The organism is Serratia sp. DD3, assembly GCF_000496755.2.
This window is the reverse complement of sequence record NZ_AYKS02000071.1, coordinates 306,243-323,020: the sequence shown is the minus strand read 5'-3', so window position 1 is coordinate 323,020 and position 16,778 is coordinate 306,243. Positions and strand designations below refer to the sequence as shown.

The window sequence follows — 16,778 nt, the reverse complement described above, 5'->3', positions numbered from 1 at the left end:
TATGCAATTCACTGTGTGAGCTAATTCCGCTAGCATTCATGAAACTTGATATATTTTAGGCATATTAATGAAAATTATCATGGCTATTCATTTTTAATGAACAGCTATCAGGCTAGCTATATTTAAATTTAAGGATTATACGATGAATAACTTCAAACATCTCCCTGAGCCATTCCGTATTAGAGTTATTGAACCTATCAAGCGCACGACAAGAGATCATCGTGATAGTGCGATCATAAAATCAGGAATGAACCCTTTCCTACTTGATAGTGAAGATGTATTTATTGATTTACTGACGGACAGTGGTACCGGGGCTGTCACGCAAAACATGCAAGCCGCAATGTTACGCGGAGATGAAGCCTATAGTGGAAGCCGGAGCTATTATGCTTTAGCTAACGCAGTCAAAAATATTTTTGGATACCAACACACTATTCCGACTCACCAAGGGCGTGGTGCGGAACAAATTTATATTCCGGTATTAATTAAAAAGCGTGAGCAAGAAAAGGGTTTGGATAGAGCAAAAATGGTTGTCTTCTCTAACTATTTTTTTGATACCACCCAAGGGCATAGCCAAATAAATGGTTGTACGGTACGCAACGTTTATATTAAAGAAGCGTTTGATACCGCAGCCCGTCAAGACTTTAAAGGTAACTTTGATCTTGAGGGGCTAGAGAGAGGTATCATAGACGTTGGCCCTAATAACGTGCCTTATATTGTGGCGACCATAACGTCTAACTCTGCTGGTGGACAACCGGTTTCCATAGAAAATTTAAAAGCCGTATATGCTATTGCTAAAAAATATGACATTCCAGTGGTTATGGATTCGGCTCGTTTTGCTGAAAATGCTTACTTTATCCAGCAAAGAGAAGCGGGATATAAAGATTGGAGCATCGAACAAATAACGATGGAAACCTATAAGTATGCCGATATGTTAGCTATGTCTGCTAAAAAAGATGCGATGGTTCCGATGGGGGGGTTATTATGCATCAAAGATGATAGCTATTTAGATGTTTATACAGAGTGCAGAACGATTTGTGTTGTTCAGGAAGGTTTCCCTACTTATGGCGGTTTAGAGGGTGGGGCGATGGAACGTCTTGCTGTAGGGCTTAGTGATGGTATGAATCAAGATTGGCTAGCCTATCGTATTGCACAAGTTCAATATTTGGTTGATGGTCTTGAGGCTATTGGCGTGATTTGCCAGCAAGCTGGTGGCCACGCTGCTTTTGTTGATGCGGGCAAGTTGCTACCTCATATACCTGCTGAGCAATTCCCAGCTCAAGCTCTCGCTTGTGAGCTATATAAAGTAGCAGGCATCAGAGCGGTGGAAATTGGTTCGTTTTTACTGGGCAGAGACCCTAAGACTGGGAAGCAATTACCTTGCCCTGCTGAGTTGCTTCGTTTGACTATTTCAAGAGCCACCTACACACAAACGCACATGGACTTTATTATTGAAGCGTTTAAATATGTAAAAGAAAATGCTCATAATATTAAAGGGTTAACCTTTACCTACGAACCTAAAGTATTACGCCACTTTACGGCCAGGCTAAAAGAGGTCTAGTAAGAAATAGAGTAAGAAATGATTTTGTGTCGCAATGTTTATACGCAAAATAATTTGAATTGCTTGTGAACGGTCATTGATTGACAAATCGGTTAATAACCGATTTGAACAGCACTTGTGCTGACCCTTAGGGTGAACCTCATGAATGAGGTTCATTAATCCCCAGTCATATAGATAACTATGTGGCTGGGGTGAAAAAGGTGGCCAAAGCCAGGGCGGTTTGAAGGGCGCGGGTATATGATGCTTTAAGTGACATACTATTTTTTATCAACTGGGTTGCTCATTGCGTGAGGCAATAATTGTTCTTATTTTTATGTAACTTGAGCGTCGCTATCTGATAACTTATTTAAAACAACAATAAACATAGATTCTCTATAAATAGAGGGCATCATGAACGAAACATCAAATACTAAACACTCCTCCTTTTGGGGCGTGATGGTTATAGCGGGTACAGTCATCGGCGGGGGAATGTTTGCTTTACCCGTTAACCTTGCAGGGGCTTGGTTTTTTTGGGGAGCCTTCATATTAATAATCGCCTGGTTTTCAATGTTACACTCAGGGTTGTTATTGTTAGAGGCAAACTTAAATTACCCAGTGGGCTCCAGTTTCAATACAATAACTAAAGATTTGATTGGGAATAAGTGGAACATTGTAAGTGGTATAACGGTGGCTTTTGTACTGTATATACTGACTTATGCTTATATCTCTGCCAATGGTGCAATAATAAGCGAAACCCTATCAATGAATTTAGGGTATCAGGTAAATTCTCGGGTGGTTGGCATATGTACTGCGGTTTTTGTTGCCAGTGTATTGTGGTTTAGTTCGTTAGCTGCGAGTAGAATTACATCCCTTTTTCTAGGGATAAAAATAATAGCATTTGTTGTTGTGTTTGGGACACTTTTCTTCCAGGTTGATTACTCAATATTAAGGGATGTTAGTGGGGGCGATGGTGGTGGTAACAATTCCTACTTCCCTTATATATTTATGGCTATACCTGTGTGCCTGGCCTCCTTTGGCTTTCATGGTAATATTCCTAGCCTGATTATTTGTTATGGAAAGAGAAAAGATAAATTAATAAAAAGCATTGTTTTAGGTTCCCTGTTAGCGCTTGCTGTTTATTTATTTTGGTTATACTGCACCATGGGTAACGTTCCCCGTAATGATTTTAAAGAGATTATTTCATCAGGAGGAAACGTAGATTCTCTCGTTAAATCATTTTTAGGGACAAATCAAAGTAGTTCGATAGAATTTTTCTTGCTTGTTTTTTCTAACTTAGCGGTTGCTAGCTCATTTTTTGGCGTTACACTGGGGTTGTTTGATTACCTTGCTGACTTATTCAAGCTAGATAACTCATCTTCCGGGCGTTTTAAAACCATATTATTAACTTTCCTACCCCCGAGTATTTTGTATTTATTTTTCCCCAATGGTTTTATTTATGGGATAGGTGGTGCAGGGCTATGTGCCACAATATGGGCCGTAATAATACCTGCAGTTCTTGCCTTGAAATCAAGAGAAAGATTCCCAAACAAGACGTTCACGGTTTGGGGAGGCAAAGTCATTCCATTTTTAGTTATTACTTTCGGCGTAGTGGTTATATTTTGCTGGTTTGGTAGTACGTTTAATATACTGCCAAAGTTTGGTTAAAGGCCATTATATCCCAAGCTGTAGGCGGTGATGCCAAACCACTCAGAGTTGCATCCGTTAAGAGGGCGTGGTGCGGGCTCGGAATAGCAATAAATCAGTAAACCTTTGTGATTTAAAAAATATTGTGTTGCGTAATTCTGGGGGCCATCAATAGGGCCCCCAGATGGCTTGCCAGCAAAAAGGGGATTGGTACGGCGGCCAGTAAAACCCCGTACCTTGTTAAGCTCGGTCTGCTATCTGCCGACCAGTGTAATTGCACGGTATGCTGATCAATCTTTTGAGACTTGAAGTATAAAGCGCCATTTATATTACCGTACTGCTTTAACGCGATAAGGTGAGATTGTTTACAGTAACGTTTTGAAGCGTTCTAGGGCTTGTTGATCTTTGCTGTTCATCATTCAGCCAATCCACATTGGCAGCCACATGAGGCAACAAGCCAAAGCCAGCGTACTTGCGTAATTCCGGGCTAACTTATCGTACCTTGTTGCTACTGAGCGGTAATGCTTTAACCTGGCAAATGCATTCTCTACAAGGTGGCGATACTTGTACAAACACCAGTCAATCTCGCCATTCCCAATCTTTGAGTTCCGTTTGCGGGGTATGGTCGGGATTCCCCTTTTCTGCCGAACCTGCTCACGGATTTTCTCACTGTCATAACCCCGATCAGCAATAACATGCTCTGCATCTGGCAACCTATCAAGCAATTCCGGGGCAGCTTTACTGTCATGAACCTCACCGCCCGTAACAATGAAATCTATCGGTAAGCCACAACTATCAACAGCCATATGGATTTTCGTCGTGTTGCCACCACGGCTTTTTCCTATAGACTCTTTGCCTTCAGAGCAAGCGCCTGTCGCATGTTGATGGGCTTTAACAATGCTACCGTCTATAAATTCCCATTCTAAATCAGCTAATTGCCTAAGCTCGACAAAGAGCTGCATAAGAATGCCTTTCTTTGACCACAAGTTAAACCGGCGGTAGATGGCACTCCAATGTCCAAAAGCGTCTGGAACATCACGCCAAGGGCAGCCAACCCGCATTCGATACAAAATCCCTTCTAAAGTATTTCTGTGTTCCGGCTTGTCATAGACACGACCCGTTCTCAGCATCAAGCGGATTAGCTTTGACCAGTATTCATCTGTTAATATCGTTCTTGGCATGTTGGGCTGTCGTGGTTAGTTTTTGGCGAAAGTAATTATACCAGTCCTTCATGCCGCCTAATAATCCACCACGAAAGATCAACAGCCCCTAATTTTTATGCTTATTTTAAAGATTAATTAACATTGTGATTAGCACAGTCAACTATCAATCCCCTTTCGTCAGGCCATGCCAAGATAACAAATAAATTGCAAAATATTTTCAATTAATCAACAAGTAACAAATGATCACTTGATCTAAGATTATTAATCACTAATAACATCTGAATGAAACCGAGACAACCCTTGCAGAATTGTATGGATAAATTAGCAACAGCGTTGACATTGTGGTGGTGAAAATAACCAGATAGGTCGGCAGACAAGAATTGAACAAACAAGCAGCATAGCAATGATAAATTGGAAAAATAGCGAAACCAGTCAAATAAAAACACTGGCCTTCACAAGAGGATAGAATAATAACCCGCTCTATCCCCTCTCCTCCTCCACGGCGAAATCCGCGCAATCTGAATAAAAATAAATCTACTTTCTAAGATTTATAGTAACCCAGGGAACAGAGTTCTCATGCCGGTCACGATAAATTCAATACCCAGAGCCATCAATAATAACCCCATGATACGTGTCACCACGTTAATCCCGGTTTGCCCCAACAAACGTACCAACAGCGGGGCTGCGCGAAACAACAGCCAACAGCAAAAAGCAAACAAGGCAACCGCCAGCGAAAAACCTAACAGATTCTGCCAACTGTGATAACGAGAACTCCAGACGATTGTGGAACTGATTGCCCCTGGCCCGGCCATCAAAGGTAATGCTAAAGGCACCACACCGACATTTTCGCGGACGGAACTCTCTGATTTTTCCTGTTTATTCTGTTTGTCTTCCCCTAGCTTACCGCTGATCATCGACATGGCAATGGTCACCACCAGGATCCCACCAGCAATACGGAATGAATCAATAGAGATGCCGAAAGCACGTAAGATGGCCTCACCTAAAAACAGCGAAGTCCACAAGATGATCGCCACCGACAGGTTAGCTGTCAGGTTAGTCTTATTGCGCCCCGCCTCCGCCTGATAGCTGGTCATACTGATAAATACCGGCAAGATACCGACTGGGTTTACCAGCGCAAACAGACCAACAAAAAACTTGATGTAGACGGATAAATCGAACAGAGATTGGCCCACAAAAAACTCCGCATTGCTAGCTATAAAGAGAGACGCTCTAATGAGCGCTAATGTAATAGAATTGAGTTAGGTAATCCATCCACTCACGTAGCATTTTTCACTATATCGAGCGACTTTTCCTCTGCCATTAGAAATCAATGCCAGTGACAAGCGCTTAATTAGCGAAATGTCGGTGAGCTAGAATGTTGCATATGATAATGCCTTGTTAAAAACATATGCTATTCTTTATGTCTTGTCATAAATAATTCAACAATCTACTTGTTATTGAAAATAGTTCTCAATAAACAATAGCTGAAAGGTGTCAGCATCCTATTTTTATGATGCATGTCACAAAATTACCACTCAAGAATCGTTAAGCTCTTAACCATAATAATAAGGGAGTAACCGGGCTGATAAACCACCCTATGTTGTCTCTCTCTTCTTAAAGTAGCCTGCTACCAAATCTTGCACTTGGTAAAGCTCTTTAAGTAAATCAGCAGGATGCGTGGTGGTAAGGTGTTTTTCAACCCACACTTTCCGCAACGTTGAAGATGGCAGGTCGATGCAGAATCGGGACTTGACACTCAAACGGCTTATTTACTGAAAGAGTTTAACATTTATCAGGAGAGCATTATGGCTGTAACGAATGTTGCTGAACTAAACGAGCTAGTCGCGCGTGTCAAAAAAGCCCAGCGTGAATATGCCAACTACTCACAAGAGCAAGTTGACAATATTTTCCGCGCTGCGGCCCTCGCCGCTGCTGATGCCCGTATTCCTCTGGCTAAAATGGCCGTTGAAGAATCCGGTATGGGTATTATTGAAGACAAGGTGATCAAAAACCATTTTGCTTCAGAATATATCTATAACGCTTATAAAGATGAAAAGACCTGCGGCATCCTTTCAGAAGATGATACTTTCGGTACCATCACCATCGCCGAGCCTATTGGTCTACTGTGCGGTATTGTCCCCACCACCAACCCGACATCAACGGCCATCTTTAAAGCGCTGATCAGCCTGAAAACCCGTAACGGTATCATCTTCTCGCCACATCCACGTGCCAAGAACGCCACCAACAAAGCGGCAGATATCGTGCTACAAGCCGCCATTGCTGCTGGTGCCCCCAAGGATATTATTGGCTGGATTGACCAACCTACCGTTGACTTGTCCAACCAATTAATGCACCACCCTGACATCAACCTTATCCTGGCCACCGGTGGCCCAGGCATGGTTAAAGCCGCTTATAGCTCAGGTAAACCTGCTATCGGTGTTGGTGCCGGTAATACCCCGGTAGTCATCGATGAAACGGCCGATATCAAACGCGCTGTGGCGTCTATCCTGATGTCAAAAACCTTTGATAACGGTGTTATCTGTGCTTCTGAACAGTCAGTAATCGTCGTTGATTCAGCCTATGATGCTGTTCGTGAGCGTTTTGCTTCCCACGGCGGCTATATGCTGCAGGGTAAAGAGCTGAAAGCGGTACAAGATATTATCCTGAAAAATGGTGGCCTGAATGCGGCTATCGTGGGTCAGTCTGCACCTAAGATCGCTGAAATGGCGGGTATCCAAGTCCCTGCCAATACCAAGATCCTGATTGGTGAAGTCAAAGTGGTTGACGAAACTGAGCCATTTGCTCATGAAAAACTGTCACCCACTCTGGCTATGTACCGTGCCAAAGACTTTGCCGATGCCGTCAGCAAAGCCGAAAAACTGGTCGCGATGGGCGGGATCGGCCACACCTCTTGCCTGTATACCGACCAAGACAACCAAACCGAGCGTGTTGAGTTCTTCGGCGACAAAATGAAGACCGCACGTATTCTGGTGAATACCCCAGCATCTCAAGGGGGTATCGGTGACCTGTACAACTTTAAACTCGCGCCATCACTAACGCTGGGCTGTGGTTCATGGGGGGGTAACTCCATCTCTGAAAACGTCGGTCCAAAACACTTGATCAACAAGAAAACTGTAGCGAAACGAGCAGAAAACATGTTGTGGCACAAACTTCCTAAATCAATTTACTTCCGCCGGGGTTCATTGCCTATCGCGCTGGAAGAAGTGGCTAGCGATGGGGCAAAACGCGCCTTTATCGTCACCGACCGCTACCTGTTCAATAATGGTTATGCAGATCAGATCACCAAAGTGCTGAAATCTCATGGCATTGAAACAGAAGTGTTCTTTGAGGTGGAAGCTGACCCAACACTGAGCATCGTGCGCAAAGGTGCTGAGCAGATGAACTCCTTCAAGCCCGATGTCATCATCGCGCTGGGTGGTGGTTCACCAATGGATGCAGCCAAAATCATGTGGGTGCTGTATGAACATCCGGAAACCCATTTTGAAGATTTAGCACTGCGCTTTATGGACATCCGTAAGCGTATCTACAAATTCCCGAAAATGGGTGTGAAAGCGAAGATGATCGCGGTCACCACCACCTCCGGTACCGGTTCAGAAGTCACCCCATTTGCAGTGGTGACCGATGATGCTACCGGTCAGAAATACCCATTGGCTGACTATGCGCTGACCCCTGATATGGCCATTGTCGATGCCAATCTGGTGATGAACATGCCTAAATCCCTGTGTGCCTATGGTGGCCTGGATGCGGTAACTCACGCACTGGAAGCTTACGTTTCGGTACTGGCAAACGAATACTCAGACGGTCAGGCACTGCAAGCACTGAAATTACTGAAAGAGTATCTGCCAGCCAGCTATAGAGACGGTGCCAAGAACCCGGTTGCCCGTGAACGTGTGCATAACGCTGCCACCATCGCGGGTATTGCATTTGCCAACGCCTTCTTGGGTGTGTGTCACTCAATGGCGCACAAACTGGGTTCAGAGTTCCATATCCCACACGGTCTGGCTAACGCCATGTTGATCGCTAACGTTATCCGTTATAACGCAAACGACAACCCAACCAAGCAGACTGCATTCAGCCAGTATGACCGGCCACAAGCGCGTCGTCGTTATGCTGAAATCGCTGATCATCTGGGGTTAAGTGCTGCCGGTGACCGTACCGCTCAGAAAATTGAAAAACTGCTGAAGTGGTTGGATGAGATTAAAACTGAACTGGGCATCCCTGCTTCAATCCGTGACGCCGGTGTACCAGAAGTTGATTTCCTGGCAAAAGTCGACAAACTCTCTGAAGATGCGTTTGATGACCAATGTACCGGTGCTAACCCACGCTATCCGTTGATTGCTGAACTCAAGCAAATCTTGATGGATACCTACTATGGCCACGCATTCAGCGAAGCACTAGAAGATACTGTGGTTGCTGCCCCTGTTGCCGCCAAAGCGGAAAAAAAGTCAAAGAAATAATCGGCTAGCGAAATAGTTCTGAATCACCAACGGCCCTCTACGGGCCGTTTTCTTTTTCTATATCCCCCATTTTTGTCACCTTATTGAGTTCGCTACCCATTTGCACCATTCAATGACTAAGAATTGGATGGAAATACACTTGACTTTACATGCGCGAACTAGTTAACTAGTACACGAGTTCGGAGTGATAACCCTGTCTAGATGAGATATAGAGAGCAAATAAAATGATTAAGCAAACTTCTCTTCTTCGTTGGTGGCGTCAATCTCAATCAAGGGTTGAGTGGTAACGCATGCCTGTCATCTGACACTGCAAATTCCCGAGGCCCGCCGAAAGTAGCGGGCTTTTTTATGGACAAGATTTAACTGGACCCATGATGAACAATAAACCTCAGCTTCAACTATTTACCGCCCAGGCGGGTTACCGGAGTGACCCTACCGCCATTTTTCATCAGTTGTGTGGGGCTCGTCCGGCTACGTTGTTATTGGAATCGGCTGAGATCGATAGCAAGCAAAACCTGAAGAGTCTGCTGATTGTTGACAGCGCATTACGCATTACTGCCTTGGGTCGTCATGTCAATCTGCAAGCCTTGACAGCCAATGGCGCTGCATTGCTGCCACTATTGGACCAAGCGCTCCCTCGCGTGGTGCAGATCAAGGTGGTGCCTAATGGGCGTGAGTTGACCTTCCCAGCCATTGATAGCTTGCAAGATGAAGATGCTCGCCTGCGTTCACTGTCAGTGTTTGATGCACTGCGAGCGATACTGACATTGGTTGAAACTCCTGCTGATGAGCGTGAAGCCATGCTGCTCGGTGGGTTGTTCGCCTATGACCTCGTCGCCGGGTTTGAAGAGCTGCCAGAGGTTCGTCAAGAGCAACACTGCCCCGATTTCTGCTTTTATTTGGCTGAAACATTGCTGGTGCTCGATCATCAACATGCTGTTGCCCGTTTGCAAGCCAGTGCCTTCACCGGCGACCCCGTAGAGACATTACGTTTACAGCAGCGCCTTGAACAACTTCAGGGGCAACTGCAACAGACGCCTCTCGCTATTCCCCAGCAAAAACTGGCAGATATGCAGTTACACTGTAACCAAAGTGATGAAGAGTATGCTGCCGTCGTCAGCAAACTACAGCAGGCGATTCGCCATGGTGAAATATTTCAGGTGGTTCCTTCGCGCCGGTTCTCGTTACCTTGCCCCAATCCGCTGGTTGCCTACCAGACTCTGAAGGAAAATAACCCGAGTCCCTATATGTTCTTTATGCAGGATAACCAATTCACCCTGTTTGGTGCCTCACCGGAAAGTGCTTTGAAATACGACGCCATCAGCCGTCAGATCGAAATTTACCCGATTGCCGGAACGCGCCCGCGTGGACGCCGTGCTGATGGCTCGCTGGATCGGGATCTCGATAGTCGTATTGAACTGGAAATGCGCACCGATCACAAAGAGTTGGCAGAGCACCTGATGTTGGTGGATCTGGCTCGTAACGATCTGGCTCGTATTTGTGAACCAGGCAGCCGTTATGTTGCTGACCTGACCCAAGTTGACCGCTACTCCTTTGTCATGCATCTGGTTTCTCGTGTTGTCGGCAAACTGCGTGGCGACCTTGATGTACTCCATGCCTATCAGGCCTGTATGAATATGGGCACCCTGAGTGGTGCGCCAAAAGTGAGAGCCATGCAATTGATTGCCGCCTCAGAAGGCACCCGTCGTGGTAGTTACGGTGGTGCCGTCGGCTATTTTACCTCTCACGGCGATCTCGATACCTGCATCGTCATCCGTTCGGCCTATGTTGAAGACGGTATTGCCACCGTGCAAGCCGGCGCTGGCGTGGTGTTGGATTCAGTACCTCAGGCAGAAGCAGACGAAACACGAAATAAGGCGCGTGCCGTGTTACGTGCTATTGCCAGCGCACATCACGCCAAGGAGGTGTTCTGATGGCTGATATCCTATTGCTCGATAATGTCGACTCCTTTACTTACAACCTGGTTGATCAATTGCGCGCTAGCGGTCACCACGTGGTGATCTATCGCAACCAGATTGCCGCCGATATCATCATTGACCGCCTGCAACAGATGAAAAACCCGGTGTTGCTGCTTTCCCCTGGCCCGGGGACGCCTGCCGCTGCAGGCTGTATGCCAGAGTTATTGCAGCGCTTGGTCGGGAAAATGCCGATTATTGGTATCTGCCTTGGGCACCAGGCGATCGTGGAGGCTTATGGTGGCCATGTGGGTCAAGCCGGTGAGATTCTGCACGGCAAAGCATCGGCAATCACACACGATGGTGCAGGCATGTTTACCGGCATGCCCAACCCACTGCCGGTAGCTCGCTACCATTCACTGGTGGGCAGCCGTCTCCCTGCCGAACTCACCGTCAATGCCCATTTCGGTGACATGGTGATGGCCGTTCGCCATGATCAACACCGCGTATGTGGTTTTCAATTTCACCCCGAATCGATTCTGACTATCCAGGGCGCCCGTTTGCTTGAGCAGACGCTGGCCTGGGTACTGGCGAAATAATTAAGGTAAATGACTATGCAACCTATTCTTGAAAAACTGTATCGCTCAGAGACGATGGATCAGTTGGAAAGCCAGCAACTGTTCAACGCCATTGTGCGTGGTGAGCTGGAACATTGCCAATTGGCCGCTGCGCTGATCAGCATGAAAGTGCGCGGTGAACGCCCGGAGGAGATTGCCGGTGCCGCGCAAGCATTGTTAGCCAATGCGCTCCCCTTTCCACGACCAGATTATGACTTTGCTGACATTGTTGGTACCGGAGGCGATGGCACCAACAGTATTAATATCTCTACGGCCAGTGCCTTTGTCGCTGCCGCCTGCGGAGCTAAAATCGCCAAACATGGTAACCGCAGTGTTTCCAGCCGTTCCGGTTCTTCTGATTTACTGGCGGCCTTTGGCATCAATCTGAATTTACCTGCAGAACAGTCACGCTTGGCGCTGGATGAACTTGGCGTATGCTTCCTGTTTGCACCGCAATACCACATCGGTTTTCGCCATGCGATGCCCGTTCGTCAGCAATTGAAAACCCGCACCGTGTTTAACGTACTGGGTCCACTGATCAATCCAGCACGCCCCCCTTTGGCGTTAATTGGTGTCTACAGCCCAGACCTGGTGCTACCCATTGCCCAGACGCTGCGTGTGCTCGGTTACCGACGTGCTGCTGTGGTTCATGGCGGTGGCATGGATGAAGTGGCAATCCATACCACTACCCATGTCGCTGAGCTGCGTGATGGCGAAATTGAAAGTTATCAATTGTCGCCGAGTTCTTTTGGTTTAGAGAGTCACCCATTGTCAGCACTGCTGGGCGGAACACCTGAGGATAACCGTGATATTCTGAGCCGGTTATTACAAGGTAAGGGTGAGCGCGCTCATGCGGCAGCCGTAGCGGCTAACGTAGCACTGTTACTGAAATTATTCGGACAGGAAGACCTGCGGCATAATGCGCAGCAGGCATTAGATATGCTCCACAGTGGGCAAGCTTACCAGCTTGTCACTGCCTTGGCAGCGAGAGGATAAATAATGCAGGAAACCGTACTTAACAAGATTGTGCGTGACAAAGTGCAATGGGTCGCGGCACGTAGCCAACAGCAACCACTGTCCAGCTTTCAACATGAGGTGGTGCCCACTACCCGCAATTTTTATCAGGCATTGCAAGGGCCTAAAACCGCCTTTATTCTTGAATGCAAAAAAGCCTCCCCTTCCAAGGGATTAATTCGTGAGGATTTTGACCCGGTGGCTATCGCTTCGGTCTACCGGGAGTTTGCCTCAGCGATCTCGGTGCTGACTGATGAAAAGTATTTCCAGGGCAGCTTTGATTTTTTACCCCTGGTGAGCCAAGCCGTCACTCAACCGGTGCTGTGCAAAGACTTTATCATCGACCCTTATCAGATCTTTCTGGCCCGTTATTACCAAGCTGATGCCATTCTCCTGATGTTGTCGGTGTTAAATGATGAACAATATTGTCAGTTGGCCGCCGTAGCTCATAGCCTGAATATGGGGGTGTTGACTGAAGTCATCAGCGAGGACGAACTGCAACGTGCCATACAGCTTGAAGCCAGGGTGATTGGCATCAACAACCGTGACCTGCGCGATCTCTCCATTGATTTGAACCGTACCCGTTTGCTGGCTCCACAGGTACCAGCAGGGGTGACTGTGATTAGTGAATCCGGCATTAACAGTTACCGGCAGATCCGTGAACTCAGCCAGTATGCCGATGGTTTTTTGATTGGCAGTGCACTAATGTCAGAAAGTAACTTACGCCGTGCCGTGTGCCGCGTTACCTTAGGTGATAATAAAGTCTGCGGTTTGACCCGGCCCCAAGATGCCGCGGCTGCTTACCAGGCCGGTGCCAACTATGGTGGGTTGATCTTCGTCAGCCGCTCACCGCGTTATCTGGATGTCGGCCGTGCAAGAGAAGTGCTCACTGGTGCACCATTGAAATATGTCGGTGTATTCTGCGATGAGCAGATAACGAAGGTGGCACAAACTGCCGAACAGCTTGGTCTGCATGCCGTGCAATTACACGGTATGGAAGATCAAAATTATATCAACGCATTGCGAGCCCAACTCCCCGCAAGCTGCCAGATCTGGAAAGCACTGAGCGTCAAGGCATATTTGCCAGACCGCAATCTACAATATGTTGACCGTTACCTGCTGGATAATGGTGCAGGCGGTACTGGAATGCGTTTTGATTGGTCACTGCTACCTGGGCAATCGCTCGATAACGTGATGCTGGCCGGTGGTTTAAACGCCGATAACTGTGAGGATGCCGCATTACTGGGTAGTGTTGGCCTGGATTTCAATTCGGGCGTTGAGCAGCAACCCGGCATCAAAGATGCTTCACGCCTGGCGGCAGTTTTCCAGGCTTTGCGCAACTATTGATCTTTTCATAGATAATAACGGGAAAAATAATGACCTTACTTAACCCTTACTTTGGCGAATTTGGTGGGCAATACGTACCACAAATTCTGATGCCGGCGTTAAAACAACTTGAAGAAGCCTTTGTCAGCGCGCAGCGTGACCCAGAGTTTCAAGCAGAATTTATCGACTTACTACGCAACTACGCAGGGCGGCCAACTGCGCTAACACTGTGTAAAAATCTGACTGCAGGTACTAAGACCAAGCTCTACCTGAAGCGTGAAGATCTGCTACATGGTGGCGCGCACAAAACCAACCAGGTACTGGGCCAAGCGCTGTTGGCCAAGCGTATGGGTAAAACTGAGATCATCGCAGAAACCGGCGCAGGTCAACATGGTGTCGCCTCTGCACTTGCCTGTGCCCTGCTCGGCCTCAAATGCCGCATCTATATGGGTGCCAAAGACATTGAACGCCAATCGCCAAACGTGTTCCGTATGCGTTTGATGGGTGCGGAAGTGATCGCCGTACACAGTGGTTCTGCGACCTTAAAAGACGCCTGTAATGAAGCCCTGCGTGACTGGTCTGGCTCCTATGAAAAGGCTCACTATATGTTGGGTACTGCTGCCGGTCCTCACCCCTTCCCGACCATCGTCCGTGAATTCCAACGCATGATTGGTGAAGAAACCAAACGCCAAGTGTTGGAGCGTGAAGGTCGCCTACCTGACGCCGTCCTGGCTTGTGTCGGTGGTGGCTCCAACGCCATCGGCATGTTTGCGGATTTCATTGATGAAAGCAGTGTTGGCCTGATTGGCGTTGAACCCGCCGGTCTGGGTATCGAAACCGGTCAACATGGCGCACCGCTGAAGCATGGCCGCATCGGTATCTACTTCGGGATGAAATCGCCGATGATGCAAACCTCTGAAGGGCAGATCGAAGAATCCTATTCAATTTCTGCCGGGCTGGATTTTCCTTCTGTCGGCCCACAGCATGCCTATCTGAACAGTATTGGCCGTGCAGAATACGTTTCTATTACTGATGAAGAGGCTCTGGATGCCTTTAAAGCGCTTTCTCGCCACGAAGGGATTATCCCGGCACTGGAGTCCTCTCATGCTCTGGCACATGCGCTGAAAATGGTGCGTGAAGCCCCGGAGAAAGAGCAAATTCTGGTGGTTAACCTATCTGGCCGCGGCGACAAAGACATATTTACCGTTCACGATATTTTGCAAGCACGGGGAGAAATCTGATGGAACGATATCAGCAACTGTTCAAGCGCTTAGAACATAATAAAGAAGGCGCGTTCGTCCCATTTGTTACCCTGGGGGATCCAAACCCGGCGTTATCACTAAAAATCATTGATACCTTGATAGAAAACGGTGCCGATGCCCTGGAGTTGGGGATCCCCTTCTCAGATCCTCTCGCTGACGGCCCAACCATTCAAAATGCCACACTACGTGCTTTTGCTGCTGGGGTGACACCTACACAATGTTTCGAAATACTGGCGGCAATACGCCAGAAACATCCCCAGATCCCCATTGGCCTACTGATGTATGCCAACCTGGTCTTCCATCGTGGTATTGATGCGTTTTACCAGCGTTGTGCTGAGGTGGGGGTTGACTCGGTATTGGTGGCTGATGTGCCATTCGAAGAATCGGCACCCTTTCGTGCTGCTGCAACCCGCCATGGCATCGCTCCCATCTATATTTGCCCACCCAATGCTGATGATGATTTGCTGCGCAACATTGCTTCCCATGGCCGTGGTTATACCTATCTGCTTTCACGCGCCGGGGTGACAGGAGCCGAAAGTCGCGCGCAGTTACCACTGCACCATTTGGTAAATAAGCTACGTGAATATAACGCACCGCCACCATTACAAGGGTTTGGCATCTCTGAGCCTTCTCAAGTTAAGGAGACCTTACAAGCGGGGGCCGCGGGGGCAATCTCTGGCTCCGCTATTGTCAAAATCATCGAACAGAACCTGGCTCAACCTGATGATATGTTAGCTAAATTAGGGGACTTTGTTCGCAGAATGAAAACGGCAACGCGCGTATAACCGCTTCTATTATGACCGGGTCACAAGAAGGAGGCGCCAAAAGCGCCTCCTGAATGGACTGATTTAGAAGCGATAACCTGCGCCAAACATAAACACAAAGGGATCGAGACGAGTGTCAATACTCTGACTTTGCCCGGCAACATCAAAGCGTACATCGGTTTTGATATCCATCCACCAGACTGACATATTCAGCATCCAGTGCTCATCCAGGTTGTAATCCAGGCCAGCTTGCCCCGCTACACCCCAGGAGTTTTTCAGGTCCAGATTACTCACACCAGCACTGTTACCATAGTCGTTAAACTTCTCATCAAAGAACATGGTGTAGTTGACACCGATACCCAAGTAAGGACGCAGTTTGTCCTGCTTATCACCAAAATAGTACTGCGCCATCAGGGTCGGCGGTAAATGCTCGACTGTCGCTATGGTTCCATTAACAGCGGAACCATTGAGCGAAACTGAATGGCGGAAAGGGGTGGCAGCCAACAGCTCAACACCAATGTTATCGGTGACCATATAACCAAGGGTCAGCCCTAATTGTGTATTGTTATTAACATCGAAAGAGCCCTGCCCCAGAACATTATCGGAGCCGGCATTCGGACGTACGGTTGCCGTACCTGCACGGACCAAGAAATCACCAGCTTGATGCGCGCTTGCTAACATCGGCGTCAGCATGGTAGCCAATATCACCAGAGTTGTCTTTTTCATTATCCATTCCATTTTTGTGGTTTATATCCGGGTTAAATATACCTATTTACAGCGAGTTATGATCCAATCGAGATCACATCTTGTGCCTAGAGTTGTAAATTTCCACCAAAAACAACAATTAACAGAATCGAAATAAAAACCTATTTTGATGTAAATCAAAAATCACAACCTGCCAGTGAACGGATCGATATGAAATTCCAGTTGCTCAAACCGCTGCCATTTTCGTGGCTGATACAATAATCGTAGAAGAAATCAGCGCTGAGTATTTCACGGGGTGCAACAGCAGCACAGAACAGGGTACAATTACACACTGATTTATTTTGCTATCGAC

General features: G+C 47.3%; 10 protein-coding genes, 1 pseudogene and 1 other annotated feature. Of the genes and pseudogenes, 8 read left to right on the top strand and 3 right to left on the bottom strand.

Going from position 1 to position 16,778, the window contains the following annotated elements; all coding sequences use genetic code 11:
* Positions 1-142: 142 nt before the first annotated feature.
* Both tnaA and tnaB read left to right on the top strand, forming a co-directional pair.
* Positions 143-1,558: a tryptophanase gene (gene tnaA, locus IO95_RS13950; RefSeq protein ID WP_037385690.1), complete on the top strand. Its 1,416-nt coding sequence runs from the start codon at positions 143-145 to the stop codon at positions 1,556-1,558.
* Positions 1,559-1,948: 390 nt separating this feature from the next.
* A complete protein-coding gene (tnaB, locus tag IO95_RS13945; RefSeq protein ID WP_037385688.1) occupies positions 1,949-3,202 on the top strand; it encodes a low affinity tryptophan permease TnaB in 1,254 nt (417 codons plus the stop codon).
* A gap of 398 nt (positions 3,203-3,600) precedes the next feature.
* Here tnaB and IO95_RS13940 read toward each other — a convergent pair whose 3' ends face one another.
* Complete coding sequence (locus tag IO95_RS13940) at positions 3,601-4,362, bottom strand: IS5 family transposase (RefSeq protein WP_037385687.1); 762 nt, start codon at positions 4,360-4,362, stop codon at positions 3,601-3,603.
* Positions 4,363-4,892: 530 nt separating this feature from the next.
* Positions 4,893-5,537, bottom strand: coding sequence for a YchE family NAAT transporter (locus tag IO95_RS13935; protein ID WP_023489994.1), 645 nt, complete (start codon positions 5,535-5,537; stop codon positions 4,893-4,895).
* A gap of 612 nt (positions 5,538-6,149) precedes the next feature.
* On the opposite strand from IO95_RS13935, the gene adhE reads away from it, so the two are divergent.
* The 6 genes and pseudogenes from adhE (at position 6,150) to trpA (ending at position 15,742) form a co-directional block, all read left to right on the top strand.
* Entirely contained in the window at positions 6,150-8,822 is a 2,673-nt protein-coding gene (adhE, locus tag IO95_RS13930) for a bifunctional acetaldehyde-CoA/alcohol dehydrogenase (RefSeq protein ID WP_023489995.1), read from the top strand.
* A gap of 245 nt (positions 8,823-9,067) precedes the next feature.
* Positions 9,068-9,172 (top strand) — a sequence feature (Trp leader region).
* A gap of 21 nt (positions 9,173-9,193) precedes the next feature.
* Positions 9,194-10,756 carry an anthranilate synthase component 1 gene (locus tag IO95_RS13925; RefSeq protein WP_037385684.1) on the top strand — a complete coding sequence of 521 codons (1,563 nt, stop codon included), beginning with the start codon at positions 9,194-9,196 and terminating at the stop codon, positions 10,754-10,756.
* Positions 10,756-12,351 (top strand): annotated as a pseudogene (gene trpD / locus IO95_RS25825) (bifunctional anthranilate synthase glutamate amidotransferase component TrpG/anthranilate phosphoribosyltransferase TrpD). Before IO95_RS13925 ends, trpD begins: the two are co-directional and overlap by 1 nt.
* A gap of 3 nt (positions 12,352-12,354) precedes the next feature.
* Entirely contained in the window at positions 12,355-13,716 is a 1,362-nt protein-coding gene (gene trpCF, locus IO95_RS13910) for a bifunctional indole-3-glycerol-phosphate synthase TrpC/phosphoribosylanthranilate isomerase TrpF (RefSeq protein WP_023489999.1), read from the top strand.
* A 26-nt stretch (positions 13,717-13,742) separates the two neighbouring features.
* Positions 13,743-14,936, top strand: a complete 1,194-nt coding sequence (trpB, locus tag IO95_RS13905; protein ID WP_200874173.1) for a tryptophan synthase subunit beta — start codon at positions 13,743-13,745, stop codon at positions 14,934-14,936.
* Positions 14,936-15,742: a tryptophan synthase subunit alpha gene (gene trpA / locus IO95_RS13900; RefSeq protein WP_023490001.1), complete on the top strand. Its 807-nt coding sequence runs from the start codon at positions 14,936-14,938 to the stop codon at positions 15,740-15,742. The genes trpB and trpA overlap by 1 nt, the downstream gene beginning before the upstream one ends.
* A gap of 63 nt (positions 15,743-15,805) precedes the next feature.
* On the opposite strand, the gene ompW is transcribed toward trpA, so the two are convergent.
* Complete coding sequence (ompW, locus tag IO95_RS13895) at positions 15,806-16,447, bottom strand: outer membrane protein OmpW (RefSeq protein WP_023490002.1); 642 nt, start codon at positions 16,445-16,447, stop codon at positions 15,806-15,808.
* Between the last annotated feature and the right edge of the window lie 331 nt (positions 16,448-16,778).